This window comes from Sulfuriroseicoccus oceanibius (genome assembly GCF_010681825.2).
Taxonomy (GTDB): Bacteria; Verrucomicrobiota; Verrucomicrobiia; order Verrucomicrobiales; family SLCJ01; genus Sulfuriroseicoccus; species Sulfuriroseicoccus oceanibius.
Window position 1 is genome coordinate 243,251 of sequence record NZ_CP066776.1, and the last position, 15,038, is coordinate 258,288.

At 60.8% G+C, this 15,038-nt stretch carries 13 protein-coding genes and 2 tRNA genes; 8 read left to right on the forward strand and 7 right to left on the reverse strand.

Annotation, left to right across the window (positions count from 1 at the left end; all coding sequences use genetic code 11):
* Positions 1-57: 57 nt before the first annotated feature.
* Together G3M56_RS00990 and G3M56_RS00995 are read left to right on the forward strand one after the other, a co-directional pair.
* Positions 58-1,548 carry a trypsin-like peptidase domain-containing protein gene (locus G3M56_RS00990; RefSeq protein WP_164365420.1) on the forward strand — a complete coding sequence of 497 codons (1,491 nt, stop codon included), beginning with the start codon at positions 58-60 and terminating at the stop codon, positions 1,546-1,548.
* Positions 1,549-1,677: 129 nt separating this feature from the next.
* Positions 1,678-3,072, forward strand: coding sequence for an OmpA family protein (locus tag G3M56_RS00995; protein WP_235203513.1), 1,395 nt, complete (start codon positions 1,678-1,680; stop codon positions 3,070-3,072).
* A gap of 456 nt (positions 3,073-3,528) precedes the next feature.
* Here the strand turns inward: G3M56_RS00995 and G3M56_RS01000 are convergent, their stop codons facing one another.
* On the reverse strand, positions 3,529-4,917 hold the full coding sequence (locus G3M56_RS01000; protein ID WP_164365421.1) for a hypothetical protein: 1,389 nt from the start codon (positions 4,915-4,917) through the stop codon (positions 3,529-3,531).
* A gap of 24 nt (positions 4,918-4,941) precedes the next feature.
* Positions 4,942-5,478 (reverse strand): hypothetical protein, encoded by a 537-nt coding sequence (locus tag G3M56_RS01005; RefSeq protein ID WP_235203514.1) that lies wholly within the window; start codon positions 5,476-5,478, stop codon positions 4,942-4,944.
* Between the two features lie 76 nt (positions 5,479-5,554).
* Here G3M56_RS01005 and folP point away from each other — a divergent pair, with 76 nt between their 5' ends.
* Together folP and G3M56_RS01015 are read left to right on the forward strand one after the other, a co-directional pair.
* Positions 5,555-6,406 (forward strand): dihydropteroate synthase, encoded by an 852-nt coding sequence (folP, locus tag G3M56_RS01010; protein WP_164365423.1) that lies wholly within the window; start codon positions 5,555-5,557, stop codon positions 6,404-6,406.
* A 90-nt stretch (positions 6,407-6,496) separates the two neighbouring features.
* On the forward strand, positions 6,497-6,970 hold the full coding sequence (locus G3M56_RS01015; RefSeq protein ID WP_164365424.1) for an MEKHLA domain-containing protein: 474 nt from the start codon (positions 6,497-6,499) through the stop codon (positions 6,968-6,970).
* Between the two features lie 891 nt (positions 6,971-7,861).
* Here the strand turns inward: G3M56_RS01015 and G3M56_RS01020 are convergent.
* Positions 7,862-8,455, reverse strand: coding sequence for a c-type cytochrome (locus G3M56_RS01020; protein WP_164365425.1), 594 nt, complete (start codon positions 8,453-8,455; stop codon positions 7,862-7,864).
* A gap of 44 nt (positions 8,456-8,499) precedes the next feature.
* On the reverse strand, positions 8,500-8,946 hold the full coding sequence (locus G3M56_RS01025; protein WP_164365426.1) for a (deoxy)nucleoside triphosphate pyrophosphohydrolase: 447 nt from the start codon (positions 8,944-8,946) through the stop codon (positions 8,500-8,502).
* Between the two features lie 114 nt (positions 8,947-9,060).
* Between G3M56_RS01025 and G3M56_RS01030 the strand changes: the two genes are divergently transcribed.
* The 4 genes from G3M56_RS01030 (at position 9,061) to G3M56_RS01045 (ending at position 12,763) form a co-directional block, all read left to right on the forward strand.
* On the forward strand, positions 9,061-9,801 hold the full coding sequence (locus G3M56_RS01030; RefSeq protein ID WP_164365427.1) for a hypothetical protein: 741 nt from the start codon (positions 9,061-9,063) through the stop codon (positions 9,799-9,801).
* A 161-nt stretch (positions 9,802-9,962) separates the two neighbouring features.
* A complete protein-coding gene (locus tag G3M56_RS01035; protein WP_164365428.1) occupies positions 9,963-11,027 on the forward strand; it encodes a TlpA disulfide reductase family protein in 1,065 nt (354 codons plus the stop codon).
* 24 nt (positions 11,028-11,051) lie between these two features.
* Positions 11,052-12,212: a tetratricopeptide repeat protein gene (locus tag G3M56_RS01040; protein WP_164365429.1), complete on the forward strand. Its 1,161-nt coding sequence runs from the start codon at positions 11,052-11,054 to the stop codon at positions 12,210-12,212.
* A 137-nt stretch (positions 12,213-12,349) separates the two neighbouring features.
* Complete coding sequence (locus G3M56_RS01045) at positions 12,350-12,763, forward strand: VOC family protein (protein WP_164365430.1); 414 nt, start codon at positions 12,350-12,352, stop codon at positions 12,761-12,763.
* Here G3M56_RS01045 and G3M56_RS01050 read toward each other — a convergent pair.
* The 3 genes from G3M56_RS01050 to nadB all read right to left on the reverse strand — a co-directional run bounded on the left by G3M56_RS01050 (position 12,764) and on the right by nadB (position 14,916).
* Positions 12,764-12,839: transfer RNA gene (locus tag G3M56_RS01050), tRNA-Glu, on the reverse strand.
* A 217-nt stretch (positions 12,840-13,056) separates the two neighbouring features.
* Positions 13,057-13,132, reverse strand: a tRNA-Glu gene (locus tag G3M56_RS01055).
* A 167-nt stretch (positions 13,133-13,299) separates the two neighbouring features.
* Positions 13,300-14,916: an L-aspartate oxidase gene (nadB, locus tag G3M56_RS01060; protein ID WP_164365431.1), complete on the reverse strand. Its 1,617-nt coding sequence runs from the start codon at positions 14,914-14,916 to the stop codon at positions 13,300-13,302.
* Positions 14,917-15,038 lie beyond the last annotated feature (122 nt).

Genomic DNA, 15,038 nt, shown 5'->3' on the forward strand with positions numbered 1-15,038 from the left:
TGTGGTATCCGTATTTCTACCCAACAGCTGTTTAATTTCCATCTCCGCTCCCGACTCATGCAGGACACCTTCAAACGCATCTTGATCTCCGTTGCCATCTTCCTGGCCGCAACCGGTGCGATCTACCTCCTTCACTTCCAGCAAGAGTCCTATTCCTTCTTCGACTTCCTGCAAGGCAAGCGCCCACCGCAGCAGCAGTCCGAGCAATACACCACCGCCACCGGCCCTGCCGTGGACCGCGCCGAGGTTCCGGGCCTCGCCAGTCTCAACGACGAGATCGCCAAGCTGACCCGTGCCGTGATGCCGTCGGTCGTATCCATTGAAACCTCCACCCCGGATCCCAACGCCAACATCTTCCACCGCCCGCGCAACACGCGTCCGGATCAAGGCTCCGGCTTCATCGTCACCCGCGAAGGCCACGTCATCACCAACTACCACGTCGTTAAAGAAAAGCAGAACATCCGCATCCACGTCTCCACCAACGACGAACAACACAAGATGTATCCTGCCATCATCGTCGGCGCGACGGAGAAACTCGACATCGCCGTGCTCAAGATCCAATCGGAGCGCGACGATTTCCCCGCACTCAAGCTCGGCAACTCGGACGCGGTCCACGTCGGTGAGGTCGTCTTCGCCATCGGCAACCCATACGGCCTGCAAAAATCCGTCACCCAGGGCAATGTCTCCGCCCTCGACCGCCGTATCTCCGACGGCGGCCCCGCCTACATGCAAACCAGCGCCCCGATCAACCCAGGCAGCTCGGGCGGGCCACTGATCAACATCGTGGGTGAGGTCATCGGCATCAACTCCATCGTCGTCCGCGGTACCGCCGAACAACCCGCCCAGGGCATTGGGTTCGCCATTCCCGCCAATGACGCCAACATGGCGCTCACCTCTATCATGGACAAAGGCGCACCTGTCCTTGGCTACGCTGGCTTGGCATTCAATGACATCCCATCCGAAATCCGTGAGCAGAACCCGAAAGTCAATGGAGTCTACATCACCCAGGTTTTCGCCAACTCCCCAGCCGAAGATGCGCGCCTGCTGCCGCTGGACGTGATCACCAGATACCAGGGCCAGCCGGTCACCTCGCGCCGCCAACTTGCACGTCTCATCCACGGCACCGAACCCGGCACGGAAGTCACCATTGAGATCATCCGCAGAAACCAACAGCACAGCGTCAACCTCACCGTAGCCAATCTGGCCGACCGCAATGTCGTCGCCGAACTCCCAAGCGACCAGTCCGCCGCGGAACCATCCGGCAACCACAACGCGGAGCGTACCTTCCTCAAGCGCTTCGGCGTCACCGTTGGTCCCGTCTTCAAAGCCAATATCGCCGGAGTCAAAGTCGAAAAACTGCGCGAAGGCAGCAAAACCGCTCTCTCCATCGAAGTCGACGACTTCATCACCGGAGTCAACGACACCACCGTCAGCTCACCCGCCGAGTTCTACAGAGCCGTGCTCAATGCCCGCAATGACGGCCGGATCGAACTGCGCATCATCCGCCGCGGGCGCCTCGTCCGCGCCATCTTTGAGCCACCTTATTGATCCGCACCCGGGGCGCCCGAATCACTGAATCTCCGGTAATTTTCATCCCGCACTCACCATTTACGAAAATCGCTGATATAGTGCGGCCACGCGCCACCTAGTGGCAGTCTGATCGAATTTCCCGCTACCATGCACACCCGCCACACCGCACCGCAACGCCAAGCCGGCTCCGCAAAGCTCGGCATCGCGATTTTTCTGACACTTTTCATCGCTAGTGTCGCCTGGTTCTTCCTCGTCACTCTGCCGTCGATGCAAGAGCCTGAAACGGGACCTGAATCGACCATTCCTGAGCAGGTCGCTGAACTCCAAACACCGGAAACCGAGGCTCCGGCATCCGAGCCTGCAGAGGTCACCGAAGCTCCCGCCCCCGCTCCCGAACCAACGCCGCCAGCCGAGCCTGAGATCAAGCCATTGGCACCATCCGAGTTCGTTCAGCGTTTTGCCGAAGCCATCAACCAGGCCGACAACAAATCCGTCGATCAATTGCTCGCCCGGGCAGCTCTCGATGCCGAGGCACTCGCCCCACTCCAAGCCGCGCTGACCAATGGTAAGTGGACACTCGTTCCTGAGTCGCCGGTGGTCGAACTCGGCCGAACCCCACGCATCATCCGCTGGGCCGTCCTGCTCCAGGACCGCGACGACCCAACCACCGTCGACCGCGTGGAACTCGACTTTGCCGCCGATGAAGAGTCCGCCACCGGCTGGTCGCTCGCCCGCGTGCGCATGGCCAGCGTCGAACGCTCCGCCAGCTCAGTCGCCATGAACGACCGCCTCGAGCACACCCGCAGCCTTGGCGCACTCGACCACGCACGCCGCTTCGTCGATGCCCTGCTCGCCCTCGACATCGAAAAAGCCCGCTCGCTGGTGGACTCGTCACGTGTCAGCGATGCCAAGCTCGCCGGCCTCTGCTTGATCTTCGAAGAGGGGCAGTTCGCCCTCACCGCCAACAAGCCGATGGTAGCCACCGTCGCCAAAGAAAATGTGGCGTGGTTCCTCGTTCGTGTGTTTTCCCCGTCTTCTGATGTGGACTCGCAGTTCGGGCTGGTGATGAAACGTACTGCCGACCAGTGGACCGTCTCGGAAGTCAACCTGGACCGCCTCCTCTCCTTCTATGCCGAGCAGTTCGGCAACGGCGACCGCTACTACACCCCGATCATCGAAAATCCAAAAGGCGGTGACCTCATCGTGCTCTACTTCGGCTTCGACGACGCCGAACTCGCACCACGCACCATGCGCCAACTCGCCATCGTCGCCAACGCGCTGAAGTCAGACCCGAACCGCAAAGTCCGCATCACCGGCCACACCGACGCCCTCGGCACCGACAACTACAACGAGACCCTCTCCGCCAAACGCGCCGCCGCAGTGCGCCTCGCGTTCATCAAACTCGGCCTCGAACCCGACCAGGTAGAGATCGAAGCCGCCGGCGCCTCCCAGCCACGCCGCGAAAACTTCCTCCCCGACGGCCGCGACAACCCACAAGGCCGCAAAGCCAACCGCCGCGCCGAAATCTACCTCGATTTCTAATCCCAGCGGGGACCATCGGCTTCCCACTTTGCGAAAGACTCACGCAGAACTTCTCTCGGAGTCCTCTGTGGTTCCAACAGCATCCTCCTCGATCGGTAGTAAGAATCCGCAGATGACGCCGATTACGCAGATTCTTTTTAGTGGAAAGAGCGTATCCAGAGCAGATCGGTCGCGCCCCTAAACGTCATCATCACACCGACGGCAGGAATGCCGTCCCACCAGCGCTGCGCATGCATCCCATTGATGACTTCCCGTGCAGCTCTTCGGACCGCCGGATTGTACCCGGCCATCAACCCCATCGGACCGCAGCGACCACTTCCAGCCGCACCACTCGGCTAACAGCCACTAAAAACCTTCGTGTTCTCCTGCCCTTCGTGGTTCCCAAGAACCTCTGTGCCCTCGGAGTCCTCTGTGGTTACAAAAAAGCCACCACCCCAAGCTCCGTCCAAGAAGCCCTCACTCCGCGGCGACCTGCTTCTCGATCTCCACGACAGCCTCCTTGGTCTGGGCGTCGATAAACACCACCCGCGTAGGGGACGGGCGCAGGATCTTTTGAATACGGAACGCATCCTCACGCAGCATCGAATCCTCAGGCGTCATCCCGATCCGCACCTCGCTGGCTTCGCGCATCATCGCCACAAACCGATCTGCAGCAGCTTCATCGTCCCACTCACTCAGCCACACTGCGTGCAGGTCCTGGTTGCCCGCGGCAAACACATGGAAGCGATCGCCCGCCCAGCCGGATGCAGCCCGCGGCTCATCCTCAGCGCTCTGGCCAATGAACGTCTCCAGCAGCGCCCTGATGCCGAACATTCCTACTGTGTTAGAAAAGATCGGGGCACCTCCCTCGAACTGCGGCTCCACGTCCTCAAACAACTCCCTTTTCTCCGGTGCCTCCCCCTCCATCACTTCGCGAGTGGACTCGGGCAACGCCCCCTCCGCCAACAAGCGGTCGAACACAGAAAAGCCCCCTCCGGCATCGCGCAGCTCCAAACAATACGGGACACCGTCGATCTCCGGAAACGTCAGCAATTGACGCACAAAGGGCGGAATCGGCACCGCCGCCAAAAGCTGCAATGGGTTGCCATCATCGAGGATCGGCATGTCCGTCTGCGATTGGTCGCCCAGCGTCGATTCACTCACTACATCCGCCACAACCGACGCCTGGCCGATGAAGAACGAGCGCCGCGCCAACCCGGCATCCAGGTTTCCCGACACCTTCAAATTCTCCGCTAAATTCGCTCCGTGTTGGTCAATCAAGGCAAGCGCCAGCTCACGTGCAACCTCAGGTCGATCGAATGGATTCGCTGGGTCGACCTCTTTCCGTACCAGAATCGTCTGGCTGTGCGGATCATAATAGACGCGGCTTCCAGAGCGCTGGGCCACCCAGGCGCGCTGCAGATTGATCATCGGCTCGGTCAGCCCGAGCACGCCGAACGACAAAGCCATCGCCTCGAAGGCATCGTCGTCGTACGAGGACGAGATCGCCACCTGCACCGCTAGGTCAATCGTTTCCTGCGGCACCACATGATATTCGGGCTCTTTGAGAAACTTCAGCCCGCGGATGGCTTCCACCTCCGTTTCGAGTTCCTCCGGACGGAAGAACCGCTCGACCGCCTCGGCACCGCCGCCAGTTTCGAGTTCAAACACACGTGCCAACAGGCGATCGTTCTGATCGCGCAGCACATCGACTTCCTCCTCCAAAAAGCTCACCGCCTCGCTTGGCCCATCGGTTGCCTCGGCGGCACGCAGCACGCGCGATTTCCAATGCGTGCCCCACACCACAGAACCCACCGCAATCCCCACGGCGGACAACAAACACAACACTGCAGCAGGACGCGTCATGGCAAAGCGTAAATCACTCTGTGGTTATTCCGCCTCGACTCGCTGCTTGATCCGTCCATTCGGAGTCAGCAATGGCGCCATCGGAGCACGTGGCTCACGTTTGTTCTGATGGTCGACCATCGATCGCTCCACAGGAGGCAACGGGTTGCCGTTAGAGTCGTACTTGTAGATCAACTGGTGGATCATCACACCGCGGCGGTTGTAGGTGCGTTGCTCTTTGGCCCGACCAAATTCGTCATAGCCGTAACGAGTGCGCGCCACGATCCGGTTGTCCGCGTTCATCAGCACCATCTCGCGTGCGCGGCCATTTGCATCGAGTTTGAAAATCTGCTTCGTCACCAGGTTGCCCAGCGCATCAAACCGACGGGACTCGGTCACCCGTTCGTTCTTGTCGTCGATCCATTCGGTGCGGCCGCCGTCATCGTGCAGCACCACTTTGGCCAGCACCCCCGCCTCGCGTCCGCCCTGTGCCAGCGCCTGTGGCACCATCCCCAGCACTGCGGAAAGCCCGAGTACCAGGGTCAAATCACGCATCATCTTCCTTGCCCGCATCGTTTTCATCGCCGAAACCATAAGGACTCTCACAAGCCAACGCAAGGGTACATCCCCACCTCCTGCGTCATCCTCTTTCCCCGCCATGAACTGGTCTCTTCCGTCCGCCACACTCGACCTTTCGCCCCACGCTCCCGGGCTGATCATGGGCATCCTCAATGTCACGCCGGACTCGTTTTCCGACGGCGGAGCCCATGTCGGGATCGACGCCGCATTGGCCCACGCCCGCGAAATGCTCACCGCAGGGGCCGGCATCATCGACGTAGGAGGCGAGTCCACCCGCCCCGGTGCCGCGGAAGTCGAGACCAACGAGGAAATCGCCCGCACCGCCCCCGTCGTCGCCGCCCTCCGTGCGGAACTACCCAGCTCCACGCTGCTCTCGATCGACACCCGCAAAGCCGCCGTCGCCGAAGCCGCACTCGCCGCCGGCGCCGACATCGTCAACGACGTCAGCGGACTCACCCACGATCCCCGCATGCTCGAAGTCTGCGCCCAAAGCAACGCCGGCATCGTCATCATGCACATGCAAGGGTCACCGGAATCCATGCAGGACGCCCCACGCTACGACGACGTCGTCGCTGAGGTGCGCGCGTTTTTCCAGCAACAACTCAAAACCTGCGAGGCTGCCGGGATCACCGCCGACCGCATCGTCTTCGACCCGGGCATCGGCTTCGGCAAAGCCCACGAGCACAACCTTCGCCTGCTCGCCCACCTCGATACCCTCGCACCGGCCAACCGCCCGATCCTCCTCGGAGTCTCACGCAAAAGTGTCATCGCCCGCATCCTCGGCGACACCGATTTGTCCAAGCGACTGTGGCCCACCGTCGCGCTCACCTCGCACGCCCGCCGCCAAAACGTCCTCATCCACCGCGTCCACGACGTGCAGGAAAACCACCACGCCCTGCGCATGACCGAAGCCATCCTCAGCGCACGGTAAATACCGACACCCGCCGACCCCCAACTGGAACGCCAAGCTCCAGCTTGGCAAGCCAACCGCATCCGGCGAAGCCGCACATCTTCCTCCTCCATGACCGCCACCCCGTCCTCCGCCAACCAGTTTCACACCAACCACATCCAAAACCTCGTACGTTCGTTCAAGGAACTCACCGGTCGCGATCTGATCGACCCTTCACTCTCGCCCGAAGAAGCCGCCCGTTGGTTGTTTGAAGAAGCTCCGTTCATGGTCGCCTCTCACGACGGCGGCGGCGACCCCGTCCTCACCTACGGCAACCGCACGGCGCTCGAGCTCTTCGAGATGACCTGGGACGAGTTTACCTCCACGCCCTCCCGCTTTACCGCCGAGCCCCCCAACCGCGACGAACGCGCAGAACTTCTCCGCCAAGTCACCGAGAATGGGTTCATCGACAACTACTCCGGCATCCGCATCTCCAAGACCGGCCGCCGATTCCGCATCCAGCGTGCTACCGTCTGGAACGTAACCGACACCAACGGCAACCCCGCCGGCCAGGCCGCCACATTCTCCAACTGGGAGTGGCTGTAGAACCACGAAAATCTGAGCCCGGGGTGGTTCGGTTTTCTTCCGCAGATTGGCAGGATGGGAAGGAGTTGGGCGTGTGGTGGACCGCTCGGAAGAACGGAAGACGCCCACCGACCACAAGAGTGTGGTCGCCCCATCGCATCCCGTCCGTCCACCATTCCCCGATGGACCAACGACACTCCTGTCGTTGCCGCGCGACGCCGCAAAGCCAGCCAGCCCCGCGCAGCATCGACCTCAGTGAATCCGATAGGGATTTGGAAAGGGATAAGGATCCGAAAACATCCACGCGCAGCGCTGGAGGGTCGGCATTCCTGCCGACGATGGGGGAGTCTCACGCAGAGCCCCAAAGATCCCAAAGGGCGGCTAGCTCCGGCGACGGAGAATGAGCGAGCGGTCACCGCCAGTCGCGTTTTCCTTCCGCAGAATCGGAGCCTGCGGAGACCGCCGTCAGGCATTTCAGAATGGGAAGGATTTGGGAGTGGGGTTATGGTGGACCGCTCGGAAGGACGGAAGACGCCCACCGACCACAAGAGTGTGGTCGCCCCATCGCACCCCGTCCGTCCACCATTCCCCGATGGACCAACGACACTTTGTCGTTGCCGCGCGACACCGCAAAGCCAGCCTGCCCGCCCCGCCCCATCGCCCCGACCACAAGAGTCGTGGTCGCTCCATCGCATCCCGTCCGCCCACCATTCCCCGATGGACCAACGACACTCATGTCGTTGCCGCGCGACGCCGCAGCTCTCAATCCTCCACGCTGCCATTGATCGCCGCATCTCCCGTCGCGAAGCGACGCCTTACCGGCTAGCCTGCGGTTTCAACCGCAGGTCCCCACACCACCAAAACCACCTCGTCCCAACGGGACGGTTTATCCGAATACCGAATAACCAATCCCTACTTCCCCCTCCCCATCAACGTCCCGATTGCCACCCCGATGAGCACCAACACGATCACACCAATCAAGATCCAAGTGAAGCCGCTGCTCCCTTCGGACTCGGTCACCTTGGCGGCTTCCGTCGGGTTGCTTTGTTTCAGCGCCAAATACTCCATCTGCTCCGGTGGCAGTTCTCCCAACGTTTCCACATTCCACATTTCCTTGCGCCCGGCGTACTTCGCCCGCGTCGCTGCCACCGCATCGACTGAAATTTCCCGCGCCGGATCCGTGCCCCACTTCTTCACCACGTACGTCAGCGCCTCGGCAACTTGCTCGTCGCTCATGGTCGCCGCGTTGGCAGGCATCACGTTGCGGTAGGGTTCACCGTTCACGATCATCGGACCGTTGATCCCATGCAGCTGCATCTTGATCAGCGTCTCGTCCGACAACTGCAACCATTGCGACCCAGCCAACGGTGGGAACAACTTGGGGACACCCTGCCCCTCGGGCATGTGACACGAACTACAGAACTGTTTGTAAGCTGGGGACTCGGCAACAGACATGTGCTCATCCTCGCCAACCAAACGCCCATCGGCAACCCCAATCGAACGCATCGCCGCCGATTCCAAAGGTGCCCCAACTGCCGCGACACCAATCACTACCGATCCCACCACTCGCGCACCTGCGCCAGGATCCGGCGGTCCCCCGGCGCCCAATCGATCGCATCAAGTGCCGCGTCATCAGCCAGCGCCACCCAATCGATCGCCAGATGCTCGAGTGCAACCGGCTCCGGCGCACCAGCGGCCAGCTCACAAACCATCGGGTGCAAACGGATCAACCACCTCCCGTCCTCGGATTTGTGGTCCACCGGCAGAAACTTCGCGCTCCCCGCCTCATCCACCACCACATCGGTGCCCAGTTCCTCATCTAACTCACGCACCATCGCCTGCGCCAAAGTCTCGCCCGCATCCACTTTTCCTCCCGGAAACTCCCATCGCCCGCCGAGCGATTTGTCCAGCGGACGCTGCGCCACAAGCAAGCGCTGGCGCGCATCCACTAACACCGCACACACCACATCCATTACCGAGATTCCCGAGTCGCTCATCGCATCCCGTATAGCATTGATGCCCCGCGGTGTCGCAGCATTTCCACCTCCGGTGAAAATGATCTCGCCCGACTCCTCGAGCTATGGCACGTTCTCGACTCAGCCGATTTCTCCATGCCAGTGACCGAGACTCCCCCATCCCCAGCCACCAGCTTCAAACCACGCTATGGTCGTGTGTTAGCCGTGGTACGTGATGGCAAAATCACGCCACTGGCGGATCAAGGTGCCACTCCAAGCGCGGACGCGCCCGCTCAGTCAACACGCACGCCCGGGCCGCCTGTTGCCTCGCCGAAGGCAACCACGCCGGATGACGTCACGCAGGAAAGCAAGCCCGCCCCATCCACCGAAGCAGCCCCGGCAACACGGCGCAAGGTCACCCACCGCACCGTCCCGCTCGACGAAGCCACTGCGAGCCGCCCTGCGTTCAAGCGCACCGCCGACCGCGCCCCCAGCGAGCGCGAGGAAGCCGCGACCAAGAATGCGAAGGGCCCTCAGTTCCTTCACCCAGGCAAACTCCGATTCGGCGCGGCCCTCTACGTGATCGGCAAAGTGTCGATCTACTCCACCATTCTCCTCACTTGCTATTTCGCAGCGACCGGGCTCAAGCACCCCGTCCTGATGGTCGCTCTGCCGGCCATCGCGCTCGTTTTCGTGATCTGGGGATGGATCGCTGCAGCCAGCCTCCGCTGCCGCGTCTGCACCATGCCCTTCATGCGCAAACAGAAGTGCAAGATGAGCCCGAAGGCTCCCAAATTCCCGCTGGCATCCCACCAGTTCACATTCGCGGTGCACACGCTTTGCCACAACAACCCACGCTGCCCATACTGCGGCACCGTGAACCGCTTGCGGAAGTAACAGAGCAACAGCCACCACACAGCCCTCCCCACAAGACTCGACATTCCCTCTAAGAATGTCGCAGGTTCAGGAGTTTTCCAAACAACCCAAGCGCACAGATGCGCTGAGCCCCACCTTGCCGGGCGGCTCGCCCGCATCTTCTGCAGCATCGGAAAATTTCTATGAACGTACTACGCATCGCAACGCTGGCCACCACCTGTTGGATCGGCGGGCTCACGACACTCGCCACCCTGCCGCAAGCCGTGGCAGAAGAAGCCGCCGCCCCGATTCAAATCCTCGACGAGGGCCTGCCTCCACACTGGCTGCAGGGCGATCCAGTCGCGGCGATGGAGCAGGACCATCTCTATATTTTCGAATTCTGGGCCACCTGGTGCGGCCCGTGCATCGCCCAGATGCCACACCTCGAGGAGCTCTATCAGGCGACCAAAGACGACCAATCCGTCAGCCTGATCGGGATCAATGTCTTCGACAACACAGAGGTCGACAAGCTGAAGAACTTCATCAAAAAGCAGGGCGTCACCTACCCTGTCGCCGCGGATGGATCGCGCAAAGGCAACGTCGCCAAAAAGTGGCTCGGCCCACTGGGCGTGACCGGAATCCCACACGCAATCGCCGTGCGTAACCACGAGATCCTCTGGCGCGGCCACCCGTCCAAGCTCAACCTCGACCTGATCACGGAGCTCAAAGATCCAAGCCGCGACGCGGCAGCTCTCGAGGCGGCCCGATTGAAAAAACAGGCCGACGACAAAGCCGCCGAACGAGCACACTTCGAGAAGCTGGGCCAGATCCAAGGTGCTTCGCCAGATCAGGTTCAATCCCTCGCCGACTCCATGGTCGCTGGCGACCACCGCGGACCGGACGACATCCGTGGATTCCGCTCGGCCGCGTTCAACACACTCTTCCACGCGGGACAACATGTAGCCGCCCAACAAGAGCTCGCCAAATTGGCCGATGAAGCACCAGACGACGCGATCTCGATGATCCGCATCGGCACCATCATCGTCACCACCGATGAACTGGAAAACAAAGACCTGGAACTCGCTGTCCGCTGCCTCGAACGCAATATCGAACTCAACCCGGACAACGCCAGCGTCGCCTACCAGCGCATCACCGACGCCAAACTTCAAATGGGTGACCGCGACGGCGCCATCGAAGCAGCCAAGCTCGCCGTCGAACACAGCCGCCAAGGCAAGGCGCTCAACGCCCACCTCGACGCGCTCAAGTAGTCCTCACCGTAACCCATTTCCTCAATGAAATACCTTCTCACCGCCACCGCGATCACTTCACTGGTCGCCACCCCGCTGCTCGCAGGCAAGATGAACCCGGTCCCCCAACCGACCGACAACACCAAGCAAGAGCAAGCCACCCAGAAACCGGAAAAATGGCTCCCCGGCCACACTCTCGATTTCGCCGAACTCCCCACCGAATGGCTCCAGGGCAACGCCCCGACCGAATTCGAAAAGGACACGGTCTATTTGATCGACCTCTGGAAAACCCCGGGCAAAGGACCCCGCTCGTACAACTTCTTCCGCAAGAAGCCCGGCTATTTCGGTTACGAACTTCTCGAGCGGATGGAACGGCTCGGCAACCGTCCCGACAACATTCAGCTGCTCACCATCGCGGTGAACGAAACGTCATCGCCGGAGCGCGTGAAAAAGTTCCTCACCCTGCCCGTCTTCCAATGTGACCACCCGGTAGCCAACGACGGCCCCTCCGGCACGATCTACTCCAATTGGCTCGCGCCACTCGGCTTCCGCAGCTTCCCCCACACACTCATCGTGAAAAACGGCGTGCTGCTGTGGTCCGGCGATGGCACCACCATTCCGGAAAGCCTGGTGACACAGGCCAGCCGCCCCGAATTCGACCTCGACGCCTATCAAGCGGCCCGCAAGGACGACGCCGAGCTCTTCAAGACCATGCGCAAAACCACCGACGCCATCTGGAAAGCCTCGGAAGGCGGTGCATCATTGGAGGAGCTCAACGCCATGATCAGTAAGGAGGAAGAACGACTTGGCCACGATCCTTTCATGTTCATGCAATTGCAGGAACTGCGCTTCGGCCTGTGCCTGGAGCACAAAGATCCCGCAGGCGCGCTCGCCGCCATGAACGATGCCGCGCACAAGTTCCCCGATAGCAGCTTCATCCAGGGCCGCGTCTTCAAATACCTCATCACCAAAGAGGAGCTGAAGCCCGACTCCTACCCGACCATCATTCACTGCATGGAGCGCCAGGCGCTTCTCAGGGATTCGGAGTACGCCTCCCACTGCTGGGTCGTCATCGGCGACATCTACCGCGAAATGGGCAAGATGGATGAAGCCACCGCCGCCTACGAAAAGGGCGTCGCTCTTTCCTCCGTCCAGCGCCGACTCGAGACCCTTCAGGCTGGCAAGCCCCTGCCAATCGCGGACTAATACCAATGGATCGGATTTCACACGGTCACCGGAGCCCCAGCACCGGTGGCCGTGTTTTGCGTTCATCCGCAACCACTTCCACAGGTTAAGGCGTAATCATCAGTGATCCCCCGCTAGGTTGAAACCTCAGCGCCCTGATGCAGCCACTTGCCGTCCATTTCCTGCTCAAGGCCGCCGACATGCAGCGTGCGGTCTCGTTCTACCAGAACATTCTGGGGTTCTATCCTCTGGTGAGTAACGAGCAGTGGTCGGAGCTCGGCTACCGCGACGTCACCATTTGGATCAAAATGGGCAACGGAGACGTCCCCTCCCGGTCCGGACTGACAATTCAATACGACGACTTGGACCACGTCTACGAGCTGTGCTTGGTCGCCGGCGCCGAAGGGCTCGAAGCCCCGTCGCTGATCGAAAAGCACGCGATGAAGACCGCTCGCATCCGCGACCCGGAAGGCAACGAAATCACTCTCATCGAGCGCCTCCCCAAAGAGGACGATGGGACGAATCTTCCCGCCACCAAGACAAAAAAAATCCACCGGAAATCCGGTGGATAATGGCGACCCGTACGGGACTCGAACCCGTGTTGCCGCCGTGAAAGGGCGGAGTCCTGGACCGCTAGACGAACGGGTCGTTGATGTTCGTTGCGAAACGGTGCGGCACTATATCCGCTTCCGAATCACGCGCAACACGTTTTTCTCAGCAATCGATCAATCGCGAATTCCCACCCGCTCACCTCGATCAGAAAACCGATACCACGCTCTGTTAAAAGCACTCAACCTAACACCGGAAGACACCCAGCTCTGATCAAACCCGGGCAAAAAAAATCCACCGGAAATCCGGTGGATAATGGCGACCCGTACGGGACTCGAACCCGTGTTGCCGCCGTGAAAGGGCGGAGTCCTGGACCGCTAGACGAACGGGTCGTTAATGTTCGTTGCGAAACGGTCCGGCACTATATTCGCTTCCGATTCGAGCGCAAGACCTTTTTGTATGAATTTCGAATAATACCAATCGAGCGGACAGATCGGCCAGCGACCCACTCCTCAATCGATGGATCTATGCGAACCACTCAGCTGATAAGACACAGCGCTCACGACCGGCGCAACCGCGTAGGATGACACTCGTTCTCGTCGCGCTCGGGATAATCGAGCGTGTAGTGCAAGCCACGGCTTTCTTTGCGCTGTTGGGCCGAATCCACAATCAACGCCGCAGTCGTCACCAGGTTGCGCAGCTCGAGCAGGTCAGTCGTCACGGTGTGCCCCCAGTAGTACTCCTGCACCTCGGCAGCCAAATTCCGCAACCGCGTGGCCGCACGCTTGAGACGCTTGCCGGTACGCACAATGCTCACGTAATCCCCCATGCAGCGGCGGATTTCATCCCAGTTGTGGTAAATCACCACCAACTCATCGAGCTCGACCGCGTCACCACTCTCCCATTCCGGGATCTCCACCTCAGTCCGCGCCACACCTTCGGCACGCGATTTCACAATATCATCGATCGCACGGTGCGAGACCACCACCCCCTCGAGCAATGAATTGCTCGCCAAACGGTTGGCACCGTGCAGCCCGGTATTGGCCACTTCGCCCACGGCGTACAAGCCCGGCAGCGACGAACGACCATTGATATCGGTTTCCACCCCACCACAGCTGTAGTGCGCGGCAGGCACCACCGGCACCGGTTGCTTGGACATATCAATCCCAATGCTCTGGCAGGTCTCGAAGATCAAAGGAAAGCGCTCGGCCCAGAACTCGCGGCTCTTGGCCGTGCAATCCAAATACACACACGGCCCACCGGTGCGCTTGATCTCGCTGTCGATCGCACGCGCCACGATGTCACGCGGCGCCAGCGACCCGCGCTCGTCATACTTGTGCATGAACTCTTTACCGTCCTGCCCCACGAGCACCGCACCTTCACCGCGCACCGCCTCCGAAATCAAAAACGACTTCACCTCGTGGTGGTAAAGACAGGTCGGGTGGAACTGCATGAACTCCATGTTGGCAATCGTTGCCCCCGCACGCCACGCCATCGCCACCCCGTCACCGGTCGCTGTGTCCGGGTTCGTCGTATAAAGATAGACCTTGCCGCAGCCGCCGGTGCAAAGGATCACATTCTGGCAGCGCATCGTCTTCACCTCACCGCTGTCCTCGTCCAGCACGTAGAGCCCGACCACCTCATCGCGGGTGACAAAGCCCAGCTTGCCTGTGGTGATCAAATCGATCGCAAAATGATTCGGCAACACATCGATGCGCTCGTCCGCGTTCACCGCAGCGAGCAACTTCTCGATCATCTCCTTGCCGGTCGAATCCCGGTGGTGCAACACACGGCGCTTGGTGTGCCCTCCTTCCCGCCCGAGGTCGTAACTCGAGTGACTCTCCTCAGCTTCCGCCGCTCCACTGAACTCGCCCGACTTATCAAACTCCACTCCCCACTCGATCAGCTCGTTGATCCGTGCCGGCCCTTCTTCCACCATCGTCCGCACCACCGCCTCGTCACACAAGCCAGCCCCCGCATTCAAGGTGTCGGCCACGTGCTCGTCGAACGAATCATCATCCCCCATTACGCAAGCAATCCCGCCCTGCGCCCAGGCTGTATTCGACAGCTCGGGCATCCGCTTGGTCAGCACCAGCACGCGGCCATGGTCCGCCGCCTTCAGCGCAGCACTCAATCCGGCAATCCCCGATCCGACGATCACAAAGTCGTAGTCCATAAGTTTATTGGGTCAATTGCGTGACCCTACACACGCTTCCCCCCTTCGTCAGCTGATAATCCGCACAGCCCCACTCCCCAGAGACACCGACACAAATGCAAGAAAGATTGCACACACTCACG

What these genes read in the sequence shown, in the direction of transcription:
- G3M56_RS01045 (WP_164365430.1), top strand. Translation starts at nt 12,350, where the DNA reads ATGCAGCCACTTGCCGTCCATTTCCTGCTCAAGGCCGCCGACATGCAG.
- folP (WP_164365423.1), top strand. Translation starts at nt 5,555, where the DNA reads ATGAACTGGTCTCTTCCGTCCGCCACACTCGACCTTTCGCCCCACGCT.
- G3M56_RS01025 (WP_164365426.1), bottom strand. Translation starts at nt 8,946, where the DNA reads ATGAGCGACTCGGGAATCTCGGTAATGGATGTGGTGTGTGCGGTGTTA.
- G3M56_RS01005 (WP_235203514.1), bottom strand. Translation starts at nt 5,478, where the DNA reads ATGAAAACGATGCGGGCAAGGAAGATGATGCGTGATTTGACCCTGGTA.
- G3M56_RS01000 (WP_164365421.1), bottom strand. Translation starts at nt 4,917, where the DNA reads ATGACGCGTCCTGCTGCAGTGTTGTGTTTGTTGTCCGCCGTGGGGATT.
- G3M56_RS01030 (WP_164365427.1), top strand. Translation starts at nt 9,061, where the DNA reads ATGCCAGTGACCGAGACTCCCCCATCCCCAGCCACCAGCTTCAAACCA.
- G3M56_RS01040 (WP_164365429.1), top strand. Translation starts at nt 11,052, where the DNA reads ATGAAATACCTTCTCACCGCCACCGCGATCACTTCACTGGTCGCCACC.
- G3M56_RS01035 (WP_164365428.1), top strand. Translation starts at nt 9,963, where the DNA reads ATGAACGTACTACGCATCGCAACGCTGGCCACCACCTGTTGGATCGGC.
- nadB (WP_164365431.1), bottom strand. Translation starts at nt 14,916, where the DNA reads ATGGACTACGACTTTGTGATCGTCGGATCGGGGATTGCCGGATTGAGT.
- G3M56_RS01015 (WP_164365424.1), top strand. Translation starts at nt 6,497, where the DNA reads ATGACCGCCACCCCGTCCTCCGCCAACCAGTTTCACACCAACCACATC.
- G3M56_RS00995 (WP_235203513.1), top strand. Translation starts at nt 1,678, where the DNA reads ATGCACACCCGCCACACCGCACCGCAACGCCAAGCCGGCTCCGCAAAG.
- G3M56_RS01020 (WP_164365425.1), bottom strand. Translation starts at nt 8,455, where the DNA reads ATGCGTTCGATTGGGGTTGCCGATGGGCGTTTGGTTGGCGAGGATGAG.
- G3M56_RS00990 (WP_164365420.1), top strand. Translation starts at nt 58, where the DNA reads ATGCAGGACACCTTCAAACGCATCTTGATCTCCGTTGCCATCTTCCTG.